The sequence below is a fragment of the Burkholderia sp. Bp8984 genome (genome assembly GCF_003853755.1).
In the GTDB taxonomy this organism is placed as follows: Bacteria; Pseudomonadota; Gammaproteobacteria; order Burkholderiales; family Burkholderiaceae; genus Burkholderia.
Window position 1 is genome coordinate 86,847 of the sequence record NZ_QTQN01000022.1, and the last position, 16,909, is coordinate 103,755.

The 16,909-nt window shown below is 67.5% G+C and carries 18 protein-coding genes; 12 read left to right on the forward strand and 6 right to left on the reverse strand.

All coding sequences use genetic code 11. The features are described from left to right. Positions 1–200 precede the first annotated feature (200 nt). Positions 201–392 (reverse strand): CsbD family protein, encoded by a 192-nt coding sequence (locus tag DID98_RS22205; protein ID WP_044849023.1) that lies wholly within the window; start codon positions 390–392, stop codon positions 201–203. Between the two features lie 161 nt (positions 393–553). Then, positions 554–2,083, reverse strand: coding sequence for a helix-turn-helix transcriptional regulator (locus tag DID98_RS22210; protein WP_124489276.1), 1,530 nt, complete (start codon positions 2,081–2,083; stop codon positions 554–556). Between the two features lie 394 nt (positions 2,084–2,477). Here DID98_RS22210 and DID98_RS35910 point away from each other — a divergent pair, with 394 nt between their 5' ends. Genes DID98_RS35910 through DID98_RS22220 form a run of 3 tightly spaced genes read left to right on the forward strand, consistent with a single transcriptional unit; the run spans position 2,478 to position 3,299 of the window. Then, complete coding sequence (locus DID98_RS35910) at positions 2,478–2,642, forward strand: hypothetical protein (RefSeq protein ID WP_167357956.1); 165 nt, start codon at positions 2,478–2,480, stop codon at positions 2,640–2,642. 59 nt (positions 2,643–2,701) lie between these two features. Next, the gene (locus DID98_RS22215) at positions 2,702–3,046 is read left to right on the forward strand and encodes a BON domain-containing protein (protein ID WP_124571425.1); all 345 of its coding nucleotides are present in this window, start codon (positions 2,702–2,704) and stop codon (positions 3,044–3,046) included. A 55-nt stretch (positions 3,047–3,101) separates the two neighbouring features. Further along, a complete protein-coding gene (locus DID98_RS22220; RefSeq protein ID WP_124489274.1) occupies positions 3,102–3,299 on the forward strand; it encodes a CsbD family protein in 198 nt (65 codons plus the stop codon). Between the two features lie 227 nt (positions 3,300–3,526). On the opposite strand, the gene DID98_RS22225 is transcribed toward DID98_RS22220, so the two are convergent. Beyond that, positions 3,527–4,555, reverse strand: a complete 1,029-nt coding sequence (locus tag DID98_RS22225; protein WP_124489273.1) for a DUF1338 domain-containing protein — start codon at positions 4,553–4,555, stop codon at positions 3,527–3,529. A gap of 227 nt (positions 4,556–4,782) precedes the next feature. On the opposite strand from DID98_RS22225, the gene DID98_RS22230 reads away from it, so the two are divergent. The 4 genes from DID98_RS22230 (at position 4,783) to DID98_RS22245 (ending at position 8,676) form a co-directional block, all read left to right on the forward strand. Beyond that, on the forward strand, positions 4,783–5,736 hold the full coding sequence (locus tag DID98_RS22230) for a LysR family transcriptional regulator (protein ID WP_044848360.1): 954 nt from the start codon (positions 4,783–4,785) through the stop codon (positions 5,734–5,736). Between the two features lie 24 nt (positions 5,737–5,760). Then, positions 5,761–6,000, forward strand: a complete 240-nt coding sequence (locus DID98_RS22235) for a hypothetical protein (protein ID WP_124571426.1) — start codon at positions 5,761–5,763, stop codon at positions 5,998–6,000. Positions 6,001–6,199: 199 nt separating this feature from the next. Further along, entirely contained in the window at positions 6,200–7,828 is a 1,629-nt protein-coding gene (locus DID98_RS22240; RefSeq protein WP_124571427.1) for an NADP-dependent glyceraldehyde-3-phosphate dehydrogenase, read from the forward strand. A 524-nt stretch (positions 7,829–8,352) separates the two neighbouring features. Next, positions 8,353–8,676: a DNA-binding protein gene (locus tag DID98_RS22245; protein WP_124489271.1), complete on the forward strand. Its 324-nt coding sequence runs from the start codon at positions 8,353–8,355 to the stop codon at positions 8,674–8,676. A gap of 36 nt (positions 8,677–8,712) precedes the next feature. Here the strand turns inward: DID98_RS22245 and DID98_RS22250 are convergent, their stop codons facing one another. Continuing rightward, a complete protein-coding gene (locus tag DID98_RS22250; protein ID WP_124571428.1) occupies positions 8,713–9,948 on the reverse strand; it encodes an NADH:flavin oxidoreductase/NADH oxidase family protein in 1,236 nt (411 codons plus the stop codon). Positions 9,949–10,029: 81 nt separating this feature from the next. On the opposite strand from DID98_RS22250, the gene DID98_RS22255 reads away from it, so the two are divergent. Both DID98_RS22255 and DID98_RS22260 read left to right on the forward strand, forming a co-directional pair. Continuing rightward, on the forward strand, positions 10,030–10,497 hold the full coding sequence (locus DID98_RS22255; RefSeq protein WP_124571429.1) for a MerR family transcriptional regulator: 468 nt from the start codon (positions 10,030–10,032) through the stop codon (positions 10,495–10,497). Between the two features lie 190 nt (positions 10,498–10,687). Then, positions 10,688–11,008 (forward strand): DUF1330 domain-containing protein, encoded by a 321-nt coding sequence (locus DID98_RS22260; protein WP_124489268.1) that lies wholly within the window; start codon positions 10,688–10,690, stop codon positions 11,006–11,008. Between the two features lie 24 nt (positions 11,009–11,032). Here DID98_RS22260 and DID98_RS22265 read toward each other — a convergent pair whose 3' ends face one another. Next, a complete protein-coding gene (locus DID98_RS22265; RefSeq protein ID WP_044848354.1) occupies positions 11,033–11,869 on the reverse strand; it encodes an NAD(P)-dependent oxidoreductase in 837 nt (278 codons plus the stop codon). Positions 11,870–11,982: 113 nt separating this feature from the next. On the opposite strand from DID98_RS22265, the gene DID98_RS22270 reads away from it, so the two are divergent. After that, the gene (locus tag DID98_RS22270; RefSeq protein WP_124571430.1) at positions 11,983–13,086 is read left to right on the forward strand and encodes a LacI family DNA-binding transcriptional regulator; all 1,104 of its coding nucleotides are present in this window, start codon (positions 11,983–11,985) and stop codon (positions 13,084–13,086) included. A gap of 163 nt (positions 13,087–13,249) precedes the next feature. Here DID98_RS22270 and DID98_RS22275 read toward each other — a convergent pair whose 3' ends face one another. Next, a complete protein-coding gene (locus DID98_RS22275) occupies positions 13,250–14,542 on the reverse strand; it encodes an MFS transporter (protein ID WP_124571431.1) in 1,293 nt (430 codons plus the stop codon). A 342-nt stretch (positions 14,543–14,884) separates the two neighbouring features. Here DID98_RS22275 and DID98_RS22280 point away from each other — a divergent pair, with 342 nt between their 5' ends. After that, entirely contained in the window at positions 14,885–16,357 is a 1,473-nt protein-coding gene (locus DID98_RS22280; protein ID WP_124571432.1) for a DNA-3-methyladenine glycosylase 2 family protein, read from the forward strand. Beyond that, positions 16,354–16,887, forward strand: coding sequence for a methylated-DNA--[protein]-cysteine S-methyltransferase (locus DID98_RS22285; protein ID WP_124571433.1), 534 nt, complete (start codon positions 16,354–16,356; stop codon positions 16,885–16,887). Before DID98_RS22280 ends, DID98_RS22285 begins: the two co-directional genes overlap by 4 nt. The last annotated feature ends 22 nt before the right edge of the window (positions 16,888–16,909 follow it).

Genomic DNA, 16,909 nt, shown 5'->3' on the forward strand with positions numbered 1-16,909 from the left:
AGGAATTGTCATCAAGTGCCCGTGCCACCGATCCGCGGCCCGCGCGACGGCGGCCTGGAAGCGAACGCATCGAGCGGGATGCGCGCACGTACCGTTGCCCCAAGGCCGCGCCGGGTCATGCCGATGGAGAATCATCGCCATGCCACACGGCGGCAACGCAGCGCACCTCGCGCGATTCGATCAATGGCGCCCGGTGCCGCTCAATGCCGGTCGGTGCCCGTCTGCTTGCGCTCCGCATCGGCCGCCTCGCCGGCCTGCTCCTGACGCTTGCCGGCCTGCTGCTCCGCCACGCCTTCCGCTTCCGTCTCGCGGTCGCCCGTCACCTTGCCGAGCGCTTCCTTGACCGAACCCTTCACCTGTTTGAGCTTGCCTTCGATGCGATTCCTGTCCATGGTCGTCTCCTGCGATGAGTTGGGGAGAGAGACGACGGCACGGCAGCCCGCGCCGCACCGCCGAGTGGACAGGATCGCAGCCGCGCGCGGCGCGCGGCAGATGCGGATGCACCAGCCTGCATGGTGCATTCGCACCGATGGCCCGACGGCAGGCGTCAGTTCTAGCCGTTCTTGTCGGCAGCTTTCTCGCCTCGCGCACCGTTCGCATCGGACGTGCCGACAATCCCGCGCTCGCGCGCCCACACGATCGCCTCGCCGCGGCTATGCACGTCGAGCTTCGCGTAGATCGTCGCGACGTGATTGCGGACCGTGTTCGGCGCAAGCCCGAGACGGCCGGCGATCTCCTTGTCGGCGAGGCCGTGACACAGCAGGTCGAACACGTCGCGCTCGCGCGCGGTGAGGTCCGACAGCTGCGCGCCCGCGTCCGGCGCATTCGCGCGCCGCACGTTCGCCAGTTTTTCGATCAGCGTGCGGCTGAACCACGACGCATCCTGCATCGCGGTCTCGATCGCATAGACGAGTTCCATCTCGGTGCGCTTGCGATCGCTGATGTCGAGCAGCGCGATCAGCAGGCAATCCTGCCCGTGAATCGCGACCGGCTCGGCCGACACGACGCAATCGCGCACGTCGCCGTCGCGCGTACGGATCTGCACATCTGCGTTGCGCACGTTGCCGTCGCGCGCGAGCTGCGTGTCGATGCACTGCCGTGCGCCGCGTTCGGCCCACAGGCCGATCTCGTCCGCGGACTTGCCGAGCAGGTCGTCGCGCGCATGGCCGGCCATCCCGACGAACGCATCGTTCACGTCGAGCAGCACGAAACCGTCGGCCGTGACGATCGCGGTCGCGACCGGCGCCATCCGGAACGCCTTCGCGAAGCGCTCCTCGCTCTGCCGCAGCGCGAGCTCGGCCTGCTTGCGCGGCTCGAGATCCATGAACGTGAACAGCATGCACGGCTCGCCGTTCATGTCGATCGGCTGCCCGGCGACCACCACCGCCTTCGTGCCGCCGTCCGCGCGCTTGAGCACGGCCTCCATCTGCGGGATCGTCGCGCCCTCGCCCAGCCGCTCGATCGCGAGTTCGCGCCGCTCGGCCTGTTCGAGCACGTCGAGTTCGTAGACGGAGCGGCCGAGCACGTCGTCGCGCGCATGGCCCGTCATCTCGAGGAAGCCTTGATTGACCTTCACGTAGCGCAGGTCGTCGAGCCGGCAGATCACGGCCGGCGCCGGGTTCGCGTTGAACGTGCGCTCGAAGCGGTCCTCGGCGCTCGCCCATTCGGTCGCATCGTGCAGCACGAGCGCGAGACAGTCGGGCTCGCCGGCCGCGTTCGTCAGCACGAGGCTGCGGATCCGGTGAACCCAGCTCACGTTCTCGTCGGCCGCCGATTCGACTTCGACCGTCACGTCGCTGAACTCTTCGCCCGCGATCACGCGGTCCATCGGATAGTGGCCGTCGCGCACCGGACGGTTGTTCCGGTAGCGCAGCCGGAAGCGCTCGCGATACTCGGTGACGTCCGCGCCGAGCGCGTCGAGCTCGGTCACGCCGTGCATCGCGAGCGCGGCCTCGTTCGCCCATACGATGCGCTGGTCGGGTTCGATGAGGATCACGCCCTCGGTGAGCCCCGCGATGATCTGATGCAGCTGGCGCCGGTCGGTATGCGACTTGAGCACCTGTTCGTTGACTCGTTCGTCCATTGATCGGTGGTCCACGTGGTCGATATTGTTGCCGGGCGGGTCGCCGCCGCGCCGATAAGCCCCGACATGTGCGGCCGGCGCGCGCCGCGATGATCGCGTGCGGTCGACGCGGTCGAGAGGCACGGATGCACCCTGCGCAATAGTACATTCGCATGCCGCGCCGCCTGCGTGCGCCGTCCCGCCAAGCGGCGCGCGGCGCGCCTCCCGCGTCTGTCGTCCCGCATCGCGCGTGTCACGACGCATTTCCCGTTCCCGCTTCCCCGTTCCGTCCCCGTGCAAACGCACTAGCCGATCCGGTGAATTTGCGCGATGCCCGCATGCGTTCGCGCCGGTACGCTGGTACTGCATCGGCGCTCACGCGCTGCCCTTCCATACCGCAGAGGAGGACCAACTGATGAAGCTGCATCAGACACCCGATCCGACGCGGCCCGAGCCGGCTCCGGACAATCCGCCCGAACCGTCGCCCGGCACCGATCCGCCGGTGCCGCTGCCGCCCGACGTGCCGCGTCCGGACATGCCGCCGCGCGAGCCCGGCTACGACACGCCGATCGCGCGATGACGCGCGGCGCGCCTGCACCGACTCGCCCATCCATCACGTCAATCGAAGGAGCACATCCCATGAACAAGACCTCGAACCTGTCGGCGTTGCTCGCCGTCAGCGCGGCGTTCCTGCTTTGCGCCGCCCCGCTCACGAACGCACAGGCGGCGTCGTCCGACGACGGCGTGAAGACGGAATCGAACCAGCCCGTGACCGACACGTGGATCACGACCAAGGTGAAGAGCGAACTCGCGACCACCGAGGGCGTGAAGAGTACGCACATCAGCGTGAAGACGGTCGACGGCGTCGTCACGCTGACGGGCGTGCTGCCGTCGCGGGTCGCGGTGAAGAAGGCCGTCGCCGCGACGCGCTCGATCAAGGGCGTGAAGCACGTCGACGCAGCCGGCCTGAAGGCGAAGGCCTGAGCTATCACGCGGCCGCGTGCCGCACTTTTTTCTCCCCTTATGACAGGAGCGCATCATGAACGAGGACAAGATCAAGGGTCAATGGAAGCAGCTGACCGGCAAGATGAAGGCGAAGTGGGGCAAGCTGACCGACGATGACCTGCAGGTCGCCGAAGGCAACCGCGACTATCTGGCCGGCAGGATCCAGGAGCGTTACGGGATTGCGCGCGACGAAGCCGAGAAGCAGTTGAAGGAATTCGATCGCGAGCTGTAACGCGCCGGTCGTCTCACCCCGCCGCGACGCATCCCGCGTCGCGGCCATGAAGAGGACAACGACATGGGCAAGTATCTGATCGCCTGGCTGCTCGGCGTACCGATCGGCGTGCTGCTGCTGTTCTATCTGGTGACGCACCTGTTCTGACGATCGCGGCGCCCATTCAACGCAAACGGGCCGGTGGCTATGCTCAGCCACCGGCCCGTTTTTTTCGTGCGGCGTCGCGCTTACTTCGCCGCGTTCGCCGTCATCTTGAAGATGCCCTGCGCGTTGCCCGCATCGAAACGCAGGTCCGTCACCCAGCGGCGCGCCGCCTGGTCGAACGTGCGACGGCGCGTGATGAACTCGTAGAACGAGCCCGGCACGTTGCGCTTCACCGTGCCGCCGTCGCGCGTGCGGAACTCGCGCTCGACGATGTCCGCGCGATACGCGGTCTGGAACACACGGCCCGAACGCGAGCGCTCGACTTCCGGCTTCATCGGCCGCCCCTTCGCCTTCTCGTCGTCGGACAGCTTGAACACGTCGGCCACGCGATCGGTCGCATGGTTGAACGCGTTGCCTTCGGTCGCGATCCACGCCATCTCGGCCGATTCGAGCAGCAGCGTTTCGTAGTCGAGTTCGTTCGGCAGGTCGTGCTGGCGCGCGAACGCACCGACGATCTCGGGCAGCAGCGCATGCGCAGCGTCGAGCGACAGCCAGCCTTCGCGCTCGATCTCCCACAGGAGCGCGACGGCCGCCGGCGACAGCGGATCGCGCGACGAACTCACGACGTTCGTCACGGCCTGCTGGAATTCCTTCGAGAAGCGCTCCGGATGCAGTTCGCTGACGAAGAACTGCGCGATCTCGTCCGGCGCGTCTTCGTGCGCATACGCGCGGCCGGTCATGCCGAGCTTGTCGAGCGGATAGCGGCCGTTCAGGCGGAAGCCGAGCGGACGCAGGATGCGCGTGAACGCGGCTTCGCCCGGCGGCAGCGCGCCCGTGTGCGGCCAGCGCACCGTGCGCAGCGCGCCGTGGTCGAAGTAGACCGAGCCGCCGTTTTCGATGGCATCGGCCGTATATGCGCGGCCGTTCGCCGAACGTTCGAGCAGCCCTTCGAACAGCGCCATGTTCATCGCCTGCGCGATTTCCGCGCGCGTGACGACGTCGGTTTCCCATTCGTCGAGGATGGCCGGCATGTTCAGGGTCGCGAACAGGGCGTCGGTCTTCGCCTGTCCCAGCAGCTTCGTCAGCAAGCTCTCGATATTCGGATTGCGCATCAGGATTCTCGTGTTCGGGGGACCGCCGGCAAACGTGCCGGCAACTCGATTGGCTGGCCGCCCAGCGGGCGCCTGGCCTTGCGTGGGATGCATTATTCAAAGGGTTGCAGCGGGGCGTAAAGCGAGATTAAATTGACACGTGATGAGTTTTTGGAATTATTCGCGGTCCCCACACGCGTCCGACGGCCCGCCGCGGGCCGGTCCGTTCGTCAGACAAAACGAGCATCATGCGCAAATTCAAGATCCCCAACATGGGTGCGCTCGTGGCTTTCGAAGCCGCGGCGCGCCACGAGAGCTTCACGCACGCGGCCAAGGAGCTGTTCCTGACCGAAAGCGCGGTATCGCGGCAGATCGCGACGCTCGAGGCGAGCCTCGGCGTGCGACTGTTCGCGCGCGTGAAGCAGCGCGTCGTCCTGACGCGCGCCGGCAAGCTGTACGGCACGCAGGTGCGGCGCGCGCTGGAGGCGCTCGACCGCGACACGCTGTCGATCATCGCGCACGGCAGCGGCGGCGGCTACCTGGAACTCGCGGTGCTGCCGACCTTCGCGTCGCACTGGCTGATCCCGCGCATCAAGAGCTTCTACGACCGCACGCCGGACGTGCGCGTGAACATGGGCAGCCGCACCGACCTGTTCTCGTTCGAGGACACCCACTTCGAAGCCGCGATCCACTACGGCAAGCCGACCTGGCCCGGCACGTCGTCCGACTACCTGTTCGGCGAGGAAGTCGTGCCGATCTGCTCGCCGGCGCTGCTCGACGGGCCGGTCGAACGCGTGGAGGACCTGCTCGCGTATCCGCTGCTGCACTCCACCACGCGTCCCGGCGCGTGGGCGCAGTGGTTCGAGACGCACGGCGTCGAGGACATCCGCACGATGCAGGGCGTGCGCTACGAGCTGCACACGATGCTGATCAGCGCGGCCGCGGCCGGGCTCGGCGTCGCGCTGGTGCCGAAGTTCTTCGTCGAGGAACAGTTGCAGCAGCTCGGCCTCGTCGTGCCGTGCGACGCAGCGACGGTCGGCGATTCGGCGTACTACCTCGTGTATCCGACGGAGTTCAGCCACAGCAAGCCGCTGGAATCGTTTCGGGCGTGGCTGCTGGAACAGGCGAGCGCGTATGCGGCGCCGGGGCGGGACAGGGAGGACGATGACATGGATGCGGAGGACGACGAAGACGTCGAGTGATCGCGTCGCGTCACCGGAGGTCCGGTGCGCGCCGAGCCGGGCAACCCCGACCCGGCGCTCCGGGCAGCCGACCTCGCTTCGGCAGCGCGGCGGACCTTCTCTCTTTTCTTCACTGCGTCTGTTTTCTCTCAGGTTCCGGGCAATTTTTTCTTCGCCGCGCCGGGTCATTATCCGCTCAATACGGCCGAAGTGAAACGTTTGCGTATGCACCGAGCGGCTTATACCCGCCATTCGGACACAATCCTTCAAATTGTTTACGCGTGATGCGATGGCATTCGGCAAATCTTGCAATCGGCTCGGCGTTCCTTTTTAATGGAACTGGTTCCATTCCGCGTTTCGGCCATGCCGACGCGTGACGTCCCGTCGTCCGCGCGTCATCATGCCGATTCAGGATCGAGGATCGTTCAGCTCAGGATTCCGCATCGCCCGTCCTTACCGGACACCCCCGTCAAACGAGACCGTCATGCCCGATTCCGCTTCCCTGCAGCAGCTGTTTCCCGCCTATCAGGACATCCCCGCCGAGTTCCGGCTCGCAGCCCCCATCCACCAGCGCGTGTCGCTGGTCGACGGCGAGCTGCGTCCGTGGGACGGCACGACCAAGACCGTGCTGTCGCCCGTGTGCGTGCGCCAGCCGGACGGCAGCGTCGCGCAGATGGAGATCGGCAGCTATCCGGTGATGGGCGAGACGGAAAGCGACGCGGCGCTCGACGCCGCGGTGCGCGCGTACGACTCGGGCCGCGGCGAGTGGCCGACGATGAAGGTCGAGCAGCGCATCGCCTGCATGCAGGACTTCATCAAGCGGATGGTCGCGCAGCGCGAGCTGGTCGTGAACCTGATCATGTGGGAGATCGGCAAGAGCCTCGCCGATTCGCAGAAGGAGTTCGACCGCACGGTCACGTACATGACGCAGACGATCGACGCGCTGAAGGAGCTCGACAACGCGAACTCGCGCTTCGTGATCGCGGAAGGCACGATCGGCCAGATCCGCCGCACGCCGCTCGGTGTCGTGCTGTGCATGGGGCCGTACAACTATCCGCTGAACGAGACCTTCGCGACGCTGATCCCCGCGCTGCTGATGGGCAACACCGTGGTGTTCAAGCCGCCTCAGTACGGCACGCTGCTGTTCGAGCCGCTCCTCGAAGCGTTCCGCGACGCGTTCCCGAAAGGCGTGATCAACACGATCTACGCGCCGGGCGCGGTGGTCGTGCCGCACATGCTCGCGTCGGGCAAGATCAACGTGCTCGCGCTGATCGGTTCGAGCAAGGTCGCCGATCACCTGAAGAAGCAGCACCCGAAGTCGCACCGGCTGCGCGCGATCCTCGGCCTCGACGCGAAGAACGCGGCGATCGTGCTGCCCGACGCCGATCTCGACCTCACCGTGAAGGAGTGCCTGCTCGGCGCGCTGTCGTTCAACGGCCAGCGCTGTACCGCGCTGAAGATGCTGCTCGTGCACCGCTCGATCGTCGACGAATTCCTGAAACGCTTCACCGCCGCGCTCGAACAGCTGAAGATCGGCATGCCGTGGGAGAAAGGCGTGAGCATCACGCCGCTGCCGGGCATGCATCGCACCGCGTACATGACCGACGCGATCGACGACGCGAAGGCCAAGGGCGCGCAGGTCGTCAACCACTCGGGCGGCGAGTTCAGCAAGACGCTGTTCTACCCGGCCGTCGTGTATCCGGTGTCCGAAGGGATGAAGCTGTATCGCGAGGAGCAGTTCGGGCCGATCATTCCGGTCGCGCCGTTCGACGACGTGGAAACCGCGCTCGATTACGTGACGACCTCGGAGCACGGCCAGCAGGTCAGCATCTTCGGTTCCGATCCGGCGCAGATCGGCGCGCTCGTCGATCCGCTCGTGAACCAGGTGTGCCGCGTGAACATCAACTGCCAGTGCCAGCGCGGGCCGGACGTGTTCCCGTTCGCCGGGCGCAAGGATTCGGCGGAAGGCACGCTGTCGGTGAGCGACGCGCTGCGCGCGTTCTCGATCCGCTCGATGGTCGCGGCGAAGCAGACCGACGGCAGCAAGCAGCTGCTCGATTCGATCGTGTCGGATCACTACTCGAAGTTCATCAACACCGGCTTCATCTTCTGAAGCGCTGAAGCCGGGACGGCGCGTCCGGCGAGCCGCGAAAAAAACGTCTCGGATATGAAACATCCGGCGCATGCGGCGCGCGCCTTCAACGCGCGGCGGGTGGCGGCGGGTGGCGTCGCGGCTCGCCGCACGAGACCGTCCCGAGGCCGCGGGGACGCCGCCGACGCCCATGCTCCGCGACCTTGCAGCGCTTCGTCGATCGACACACTCGACCGTTTTCAGCCCGGCGTTACGTTACATCGCTGAAGCATTTCGTCCGTCCGGCCCCTGTCGCGCGGCCGACCGCGATCGCGCGCGGCGGATGGGCGCCCTGCCCGCTTTTCCGTGCAAGCCAGTCCCGGCGGGACGCGATGACCGTTGCCGCGCCCCGCGTCAACAGTGCTCAACAATCGAATCGAGGGCTGGTACGGAACCTGCATTCGCCTTGCAGTGACAGCCGCGCCGACGATCGGCGCGAACACGAACCCGGATCGGGACGTCCCCCGGATACGCCCGAACGATCCACGCAAGCTGCGAGGCACATCATGGATGCGCTGCCCAATTCGTCCGATACGTCGTTCCAGATCTTCCTCGCGAAACTGCTCGAACAGCCGCAGCCCGAATGGACGGAAAAGCAGCAGATGGAACTCGAGATGGCGCGCACGCTGTCGACCCGGATGGTCAGCTACGCGGAAGCCATGCGCGGCGGCAGCGCGGATCTCGCGCACTGCCTCGTACTGCTGCGCTACGCGAAGGTCCTCGACTTCATGCTGACGTCGCTCGCCGCGCACCGCGACATTCATCCGCAGACGCTGCGCACGCTGTTCCGGCTCGCGAACCTGAAGGTCGACGACGCGTATCCGGTGTGAGCGGGCCTCGGGCAGCCCGACGCGCCGCGTGCGCGGCTAGCGCGCCGCCCGCCCCGCCATCCACTTGCGGTACCGCCGCGTCTGACACTGCGCGGCGAGTTGCTGTGACACCAGCGCGCGCAGCGGCGACACGCCCGGATGCGTACGCCGCCCGACGCTCAACCGGGCGAGCTGGAACTTCACGACGGCCATGTTCGCCAGCGCGCCCAGCGCCTTGTTCTTCCATCGGATCGGCTGCAGCGCCGGCGCGCTGTCCTTGCCGGCCTGCCAGTCGCGCGGCAGGTTCGGCTCGATCGACAGCGCGGTCGCGATGCCGACCATCGCCACGCCGCTCGCGACCACCTGCTCGGCCACCGCGCGACGCCGGATCCCGCCCGTGACCATCAGCGGCATCGCCGCGACGGCCGTGATGTCCCGTGCGAATTCGAGGAAATACGCTTCGCGGGCCAGCGTGCGTCCGTCGCGCGCCTCGCCCTGCATCGCCGGCACTTCGTAGCTGCCGCCTGACAGTTCGACGAGATCGACGCCCAGCGGATTCAGCAGTTCGACGACGCGCTTCGCATCGTCCGCACTGAAGCCGCCGCGCTGGAAATCGGCCGAATTCAGCTTGACCGACACGACGAACGCCGGCGATACCGTCGCACGCACCGCGCGCACGATGTCGAGCAGCAGCCGCGCACGGTGCTCGATGCTGCCGCCCCACGCGTCCTGCCGGCGGTTCGTCAGCGGCGACAGGAACTGGCTCAGCAGGTAACCGTGCGCCGCGTGGATCTGCACGCCGGTGAAGCCGCTTTGCTCGGCAAGCTGCGCGGCGCGCACGAAGCGCTGCTGCACGTCGGCGATGTCGGCTTCCGTCATCTCCTTCGGCACCGGAAACTGCTTCGACAGCGCGCCGAGCGCGAGCGGCACGGCCGACGGCGCGAGCGTCGTCTGGCCGAGCGCCGCCTGCATCTGGCGCCCCGGATGGTTGATCTGCATCCACACGTGCGCGCCGCCGGAGCACGCGACCTGCGCCCATCGGCGGAAGCGGTCGAGATGCGCGTCGCTGTCGAGCACGACGCCGTTCGGCCCCGTCATCGCGCGGCCGTCCACCATCACGTTGCCGGTCAGGATCAGGCCCGCCCGGCCGTCGGCCCACGCCTGGTACAGGCGCAGCAACGCGTCGGACGGCGCGTGATCCGCATCGGCCATGTTCTCTTCCATCGCGGCCTTGGCGAGCCGGTTCGGGATCACCGCGCCATTGGGCAGCGTGAGGGGCGCAAACAGGTTCATGGTGGTGGACATCCTCGATTGACGATGCCCAACCATAACTTTAAAGTCAGCTTCAAGGTCAAGCCCCTCTGGAGCACGAGCATGAAAATCGGCGAGCTGGCGCGCACCAGCGGCATCGCGGCGTCGCGCATCCGGTTCTACGAAGCGAGCGGCCTGCTCGAACCGGCGCGCCGGCAGGCGAACGGCTATCGCGAATACGGGCCGGAAGCGCTGACGCGGCTCGCGATCATCGACCGCGCGCAGCGCGCGGGCTTTGCGCTCGACGAGATTCGCGCGGTGCTGCCGCCCGATCTCGGCGCATGGCCGCGCGACGAACTGCTGGCGGCGTTGCGGCACAAGGTCGACGAAATCGCGCTGCTCGAGCAGCGGCTCGCGCAGAACCGGCGCAACCTGCAGACGCTGATCGACGAGATCGCGAACAAGCCCGCCGGCGAGGATTGCGCGGGCGCCGCACAACGCATGCTCGACAAGCTGTGCAAGGAGGAAGCCGAGTCGGTGCCGGCGCCTGCGCCGATGGCGCACGCTCGGCCGATGCGCAAGCGCGCGTAGGCGCGGCGAGCGCACGCGTGCGCCGGGTCTTGCGGTGTGGTTCACGCGGGGCGGCCCGCGCGCACGGGTGCGCGGATTTGCTTACGTCGCAGGTAATCGACGCGCGCCGCGTGCGCATGGATCATGGCTTCACCGATCAACGACGAACGATCGACGATCGACGCATCGCATCGACACCCCGGAGCCTGCCATGACCGCCTACGCCATCGCCCACCTGCACGACGTTCACATGTGCGACGACATCGTCGAATACCTCGAACGCATCGACGGCACGCTCGCGCCGTTCGACGGCCGTTTCGTCATTCACGGCGCGCGGCCCGACGTGCGCGAAGGCGAGTGGCGCGGCGACCTGATCGCGATCGCGTTTCCCGATCTCGATACGGCGCGCGCGTGGTACGAATCGGACGCGTACCGGCAGATCCAGCCGCTGCGCGCGCGGCACGCGAGCGGCCCATTGATCCTGATCGACGGCGTGGACGAGCGGCACAAGGCGACCGACATCCTGCGCTGATCGACGTGCGCGAGCCCGCCTCGCTTACTTCGCGTTGCGCTCCATCGGCTCGCCGACGACGAACCCGCCGCCCTGGAAGCGTTGCGCGGGATCGTCGTACTCGGCGCTCGGCGCCGTCACCGGGAACAGCCCGGCGAACTGCTCGGAACTGTCCTGCGGCCGGAAGCCGAGGAAGCCGGCCTTCGTGTTGTCCCACCACTTCACCGGGTTGTCCGACACGCCGTAGACGATCGCGTGCCCGACGCGGTTCGTCAGCAGCGAGCAGCGCACGAGCTCGATGAAGTCGCGATAGCTGAGGAACGTCACGAGCATGCGCGGGTTCTTCGGCACTTCGAACGACGAGCCGATCCGCAGGCACACCGTCTCGATCCCGAAGCGGTCGAAGTAGTAGCGCGACAGCGACTCGCCGAAGCACTTCGTCACGCCATACAGGCTGTCCGGACGCTGCGGCGAATCGGCATCGAGCACTTCCGTGACCGGATGGAACCCGATCGCATGATTCGAGCTCGCGAACACGACGCGCTTCACGCCGTGCTTGCGCGCGGCTTCGTACAGGTTGTACGTGCCGGTGATGTTCGCATCGACGAGATCGTCGAACGGCGCGTCGACCGAAATGCCGCCGAGGTGGACGATCGCGTCGACGCCGTCGACGAGTTCCATCACAGCCGGCCGGTCGGCCAGGTCGACGACCCGGGTTTCTTCGTGCGGGGCGGCGTCGCCCAGCGCGGCGATGTCGCTCACGCGCACGACGTCGGCCCAGTTCGCCAGCGCGCCGCGCACCTGACGGCCGAGATTGCCGGCCGCGCCGGTCAGCAGCAGGCGCCCGAACGGCTTGCGTGCGCCGGTGGATGTGGCGTTCATCGAATCTCCTTGAATCTGTTCTGAGGTGTCCTGGACGTTGCCCGAAACCGACGGAGCCGGCAAACGATCGGAAAACGTTTTCCAACTATACGCGGGGAAAAAGCCGAACGTCAATGGTTGAACCTGTTCGCATCCATCCGCACTTTCCCGATATCGTCCGGCGGCCGGACGCCGGCTTTTTCTGCCACAATCCGGGGCAATCGAACGAAAACGTTACCCTTCCGATGAAAAAAGTTTCCCCGACGATCCGCGACGTGGCCGCGGAAGCCGGCGTGTCGGTCGCGACGGTCTCCAAGTACGTGAACGGCACGCAGCGCTTTTCGCCGACCGTCGAAGCGCGGCTCAAGGAAGCGATCGAACGGCTCGGCTACCGTTCGAACCCGCTCGCGCGCTCGATGATCACCGGGCGCACGCGCACCATCGGCCTCGTGATCCTCGACATCAGCAACCCGCACTTCACGAACGTCGTCAAGGGCGCGAACCGCGTCGCGCTCCAGCACGACTACACGCTGCTGCTCGTCGATACCGAGGAGAACCAGGCGCGCGAACGCTCGCTGATCGAGGCGCTCGCGCAGCGCGTCGACGGGCTGATCGTCAGCACGCGGATGCCCGACGACCAGGCCGGCTGGATGCTCGACCTGCACAAGCCGCTCGTGCTGCTGCGGCGCAGCCCCGGCCTGCCGATTCCGAGCGTCGGCATCGACAACCGGCTCGCCACCTACATGCTTGCGCGTCACCTGCTCAATCTCGGCCATACGCGCATCGCGTACCTCGGCTTCGGGCCCGCGCGCGTGAACGACGAACGGATCCAGGGCGCGCGCGACTGTCTCGCGGAAGCGGGGCTCACGCTCGACGTGCACGACGCGCACGCGCCGACCGCCGAAGCCGGCGAGCGCGCATGCTCGCGCGTGATGCTCGGGCCGCAGCGTCCGCAGGCCGTGATCTGCTACAACGACCTGATCGCGCTCGGCTTCATGAAGGAAGCGGCGTCGCTCGGGTTCCGGCTGCCGCAGGACGTGTCGGTTGCCGGCGTCGACAACGTGCCGTACGGCGCATACGCGGCGCCCGCGCTGACCACCATCGACATCCAGAGCGAAAACATGGGCGAGCTCGCGATGCAGAAGCTGGTCGACGCGCTCGCCGGGCGTACCGAGGCGAGCTATTCGACGTTCGAGCCGCGGCTGATCATGCGCGCGTCGACGGCCGCGGTGGGTTGAAGCGCGTATCGCGTTCGATATCCGCTGTATCGCTGCTTCGTCGCTTCGTCGCTTCGTCGCTTCGTCGCTTCGTCGCTTCGTCGCTTCGTCGCTTCGTCGCTTCGTCGCTTCGCAAACAAAAACGCGCCGCCTCCGGGCGGCGCGTTCGTTTGCCGTCACGCGATCACGCGTCGAGCTTCGCGGGCTTCATCTTCGGCGTGAGCATGTGCATGATCGCCAGCGCGAGCAGGTAGGCCAGCGCGCCGATCGCGAACAGCACCCAGTAGTGGCCCGTGCGTTGCAGCACCTGGCCGATCACTTCCGAGAACAGCACGCCGCCGATCGAGCCGGCCATCCCGCCGATGCCGACCACCGACGCGACCGCGCGGCGCGGGAACAGGTCGGACGCCGTCGTGAACAGGTTCGCCGACCAGCCCTGGTGCGCGGCGGCCGCGAGACCGACGATCAGCACCGCGATCCACAGGCTCTGCACCTGCGACACGAACGCGATCGGCAGCACGCAGCACGCGCAGAACAGCATCGCCGTCTTGCGCGCGCCGTTCACGCTCCAGCCCGCGCGCAGCAGCGCCGACGACAGCCAGCCGCCGCCGATGCTGCCGACCGTCGTCAGCGCATAGATGCACACGAGCGGCAGGCCGATATGCTGCATGTCCATCCCGCGCGACTCGTTGAGCCACTTCGGCAGCCAGAACAGGTAGAACCACCACACCGGGTCGGTCAGGAACTTGCCGATCAGGAACGCCCACGTCTCGCGCTTGCGGATCAGTTCGCCCCAGCGCGGCGCGCCGGCATCCGCGTTCGCCGCGTCGAGCGCTTCGGCTTCGTCGCGCGGCTCGTCGTATTCCGCGGCGAGTGCGCGCGTGTCGGCCGTGCGATACATCAGCAGCCACACCGCGAGCCACACGATGCCGATCGCGCCGATGATCACGAACGCCGCGCGCCACCCGTAGGCCACCGCGATCGCCGGGATGATCGCCGGCGCGAACACCGCGCCGATGTTCGCGCCCGAGTTGAAGATGCCGGTGGCGAGCGCGCGCTCGCGGCGCGGAAACCACTCGGCCGTCGTCTTGATCGCGGCCGGGAAGTTGCCGCCCTCGCCGATCCCGAGCAACGCGCGCACCGCCGCGAAGCCCGTCACGGAGCCGACCGCCGCGTGCAGCATCGCCGCGATGCTCCACACCAGCATCGCGACCGCATACGAGATGCGCGTGCCGAGCCAGTCGACGATGCGCCCGAAGCCGAGCAGGCCGATCGCATAGAACGCGGAAAACGCCATCACGATGCGGCCGTACTGCACCTGGGTCCAGCCGATGTCGTGCTGCAGCATCGGCGCGAGCAGGCCGAGGATCTGTCGATCCATGTAGTTGATGACGGTCGCGAAGAACAGCAGCGCACAAACGGTCCAGCGGTAGCGGCTGGCCGCGGTGCGCACGGCACCGACGACGGCGGATTGCATGAATGTCTCCGATACGCGGTCGCGCCCGTCGCGCCGCTGGATTGTGCTGTCCGTGACCGGCGACGGGCGCCGGGGCGGGCGGCGGCCACGCCCCTTGCGTGGCACGGCCGCTCGTCCGTCGAGTTCTGGAAAACGTTTTTCAAAGGATAGGGCGTGGCCCGGTGCCGTGTCAGTCGGGGATTTCGATGAGTCATCTCAAAATTGGCCGCGCAAAAAGAGATGACTGTTTCGCAGAGTGGCATTAACCGTTTTTCCGGGATTCTCCCGCGTGCGAAACGGGGCCACGACGCGGGATGGCGCGTCGATACACATGTCCGATTCCAGCCAGAATCGACGGCGCGGATGGTTTACAGTCGTCGCATGCGCCTCGATCCCGACACCTGCTACGACGCCCTGCTCGCGCGGAACCGCCGCTTCGACGGCTGGTTCTTCGTCGGCGTGTCGACGACCGGCGTGTATTGCCGCCCCGTTTGCCCGGTGAAACCGCCGAAGGCGCAGAACTGCAGTTATTACGCGACCGCCGCGGCCGCCGAGAAAGCCGGCTTTCGCCCGTGCATGCGCTGCCGGCCCGAGCTCGCGCCCGGCCACGGGCTGCTCGACCTGTCCGGCAATCTCGCCGACGCGGCCGCCACGCTGATCGAGGACGGTTTCCTGAACGAGCATTCCGTCGACGCGCTCGCGCGGCGGGTCGGCGTGACCGAGCGCCATCTGCGCCGGATCTTCGCCGCGCAGTTCGGCGTGTCGCCGGTTGAGTTCGCGCAGACGCACCGGCTCTTGATGGCCAAGCGTCTCCTGACCGATACCGCGCTGCCGGTGGCGGTCGTTGCCTCGACCGCCGGATTCGGCAGCGTGCGACGCTTCAACGATTTGTTCCGCCAACGCTACGGCCTCAATCCGCTGCGCTTGCGCAAGGGCGCCGGCCCATCCGCCGATGGCGACATGACCTTTCCGCTGCCGTACCGGCCGCCGTTCGCGTGGCCCGAGCTGATGCAATTTCTCGCGCAGCGGCGGATCGGCGGCGTCGAGCGGATCGACGCGCACGGCTATGCGCGCGTCGTCGCGCTGCCGAACGGCAACGGCGACACGCATCTGACGGGCTGGCTGTCCGTCACGCACGTGCCGCAGCGGTTTGCGCTCGCGGTGACCGTATCGCCCGAGCTGACGCCCGTCGTACCGGCCGTGCTCGCGCGCGTGCGGCGGCTGTTCGATCTCGACAGCCGCCCCGACGTGATCGACGCGCATCTCGGCGCACTCGCGAGCGGCTCGCCCGGCCTGCGCGTGCCCGGCGCGTTCGACGGGCTCGAGATCGCGATCCGTGCGATCGCGGGCGAACGACTTGCGGCGACGCCGGCTGGTGGGGTGCTGGCACGTGTGGCCGAACGCTTCGGCACGCGGGTGGACCACGCGCCGCCGGGGCTCACGCATGCATTGCCTTCGGCAGTAACGCTGGCGAGTGTGCCGCCGGCGGCGCTCGAAGCAACCGGCGTGACGCGTGATGCGGCGCAGGCGATCGTGGCGCTGGCACGTGCGGTCGCCGACGGCACGCTCGCGCTCGAACCGATGGCGCCGCTCGATGCGACGCTCCGCGCGTTGCGCGCGCTGCCCGGCTTCGACGAATGCGCGGTGCAGTACGTCGCGATGCGTGCGATGGCCTGGCCGAACGCGTTTCCCGCCGACGACGCGTGGCTTGCTCCGCGCGCCGCCGCCGAGCGTTTGCACATCGCATCATCCGCGCCGCACGCGGCGCACTGGGCGCCGTGGCGCGCGTATGCCGCACTGCATGTGTGGCGCCTTCATGGAGAAGCTTCGCGATGACGCACGCTCATCTGATTCCGAGCCCGCTGGGCGACATCGCCATCCGTATCGAGGACGATGCGCTGACGGGCCTTTTTTTCGTCGGCCAGAAATACTATCCGCCGCTGGCGATCGCGCCGGACGCGGACGTACGCGGCGCGTCGCCGCTCGCGCGCAAGGTCGCCGAGGAAGTCGCCGAATACTTCACCGGCACGCGCGAGACCTTCTCGGTGCCGATTGATCTGCGCGGCACCGCGTTTCAGCGCAGCGTGTGGAAGGAACTGCTCGCGATTCCGTTCGGCGAGCTGGTTTCGTACGGCGACATCACCGAACGCGTCGGGCTGCCGATGAGCGCGGCGCGTGCCGTCGGTGGCGCGGTTGGCCGCAATCCTGTGTCGATCATGGTGCCGTGCCATCGCGTGATCGGCGCGTCGGGCAGCCTGACCGGTTATGCAGGCGGCATCGAACGCAAACGCGCGTTGTTGTCGCTCGAAGGCGCCGGGTTCGCGCGCGGGGAACGTCATCCGATGCAGCAGTCGCTGGCGTTCTGAACGAAGATCCGCGGCGCGCGTT

Excerpts from the sequence above, each read along its gene's own strand:
- DID98_RS22215 (WP_124571425.1), top strand. The coding sequence starts at position 2,702 with ATGAACAAGACCTCGAACCTGTCGGCGTTGCTCGCCGTCAGCGCGGCG.
- DID98_RS22240 (WP_124571427.1), top strand. The coding sequence starts at position 6,200 with ATGCCCGATTCCGCTTCCCTGCAGCAGCTGTTTCCCGCCTATCAGGAC.
- DID98_RS22210 (WP_124489276.1), bottom strand. The coding sequence starts at position 2,083 with ATGGACGAACGAGTCAACGAACAGGTGCTCAAGTCGCATACCGACCGG.
- DID98_RS22220 (WP_124489274.1), top strand. The coding sequence starts at position 3,102 with ATGAACGAGGACAAGATCAAGGGTCAATGGAAGCAGCTGACCGGCAAG.
- DID98_RS22205 (WP_044849023.1), bottom strand. The coding sequence starts at position 392 with ATGGACAGGAATCGCATCGAAGGCAAGCTCAAACAGGTGAAGGGTTCG.
- DID98_RS22230 (WP_044848360.1), top strand. The coding sequence starts at position 4,783 with ATGCGCAAATTCAAGATCCCCAACATGGGTGCGCTCGTGGCTTTCGAA.
- DID98_RS22260 (WP_124489268.1), top strand. The coding sequence starts at position 10,688 with ATGACCGCCTACGCCATCGCCCACCTGCACGACGTTCACATGTGCGAC.
- DID98_RS22275 (WP_124571431.1), bottom strand. The coding sequence starts at position 14,542 with ATGCAATCCGCCGTCGTCGGTGCCGTGCGCACCGCGGCCAGCCGCTAC.
- DID98_RS22250 (WP_124571428.1), bottom strand. The coding sequence starts at position 9,948 with ATGAACCTGTTTGCGCCCCTCACGCTGCCCAATGGCGCGGTGATCCCG.
- DID98_RS35910 (WP_167357956.1), top strand. The coding sequence starts at position 2,478 with ATGAAGCTGCATCAGACACCCGATCCGACGCGGCCCGAGCCGGCTCCG.
- DID98_RS22285 (WP_124571433.1), top strand. The coding sequence starts at position 16,354 with ATGACGCACGCTCATCTGATTCCGAGCCCGCTGGGCGACATCGCCATC.
- DID98_RS22270 (WP_124571430.1), top strand. The coding sequence starts at position 11,983 with ATGGTTGAACCTGTTCGCATCCATCCGCACTTTCCCGATATCGTCCGG.
- DID98_RS22245 (WP_124489271.1), top strand. The coding sequence starts at position 8,353 with ATGGATGCGCTGCCCAATTCGTCCGATACGTCGTTCCAGATCTTCCTC.
- DID98_RS22280 (WP_124571432.1), top strand. The coding sequence starts at position 14,885 with ATGGTTTACAGTCGTCGCATGCGCCTCGATCCCGACACCTGCTACGAC.
- DID98_RS22255 (WP_124571429.1), top strand. The coding sequence starts at position 10,030 with ATGAAAATCGGCGAGCTGGCGCGCACCAGCGGCATCGCGGCGTCGCGC.
- DID98_RS22225 (WP_124489273.1), bottom strand. The coding sequence starts at position 4,555 with ATGCGCAATCCGAATATCGAGAGCTTGCTGACGAAGCTGCTGGGACAG.
- DID98_RS22265 (WP_044848354.1), bottom strand. The coding sequence starts at position 11,869 with ATGAACGCCACATCCACCGGCGCACGCAAGCCGTTCGGGCGCCTGCTG.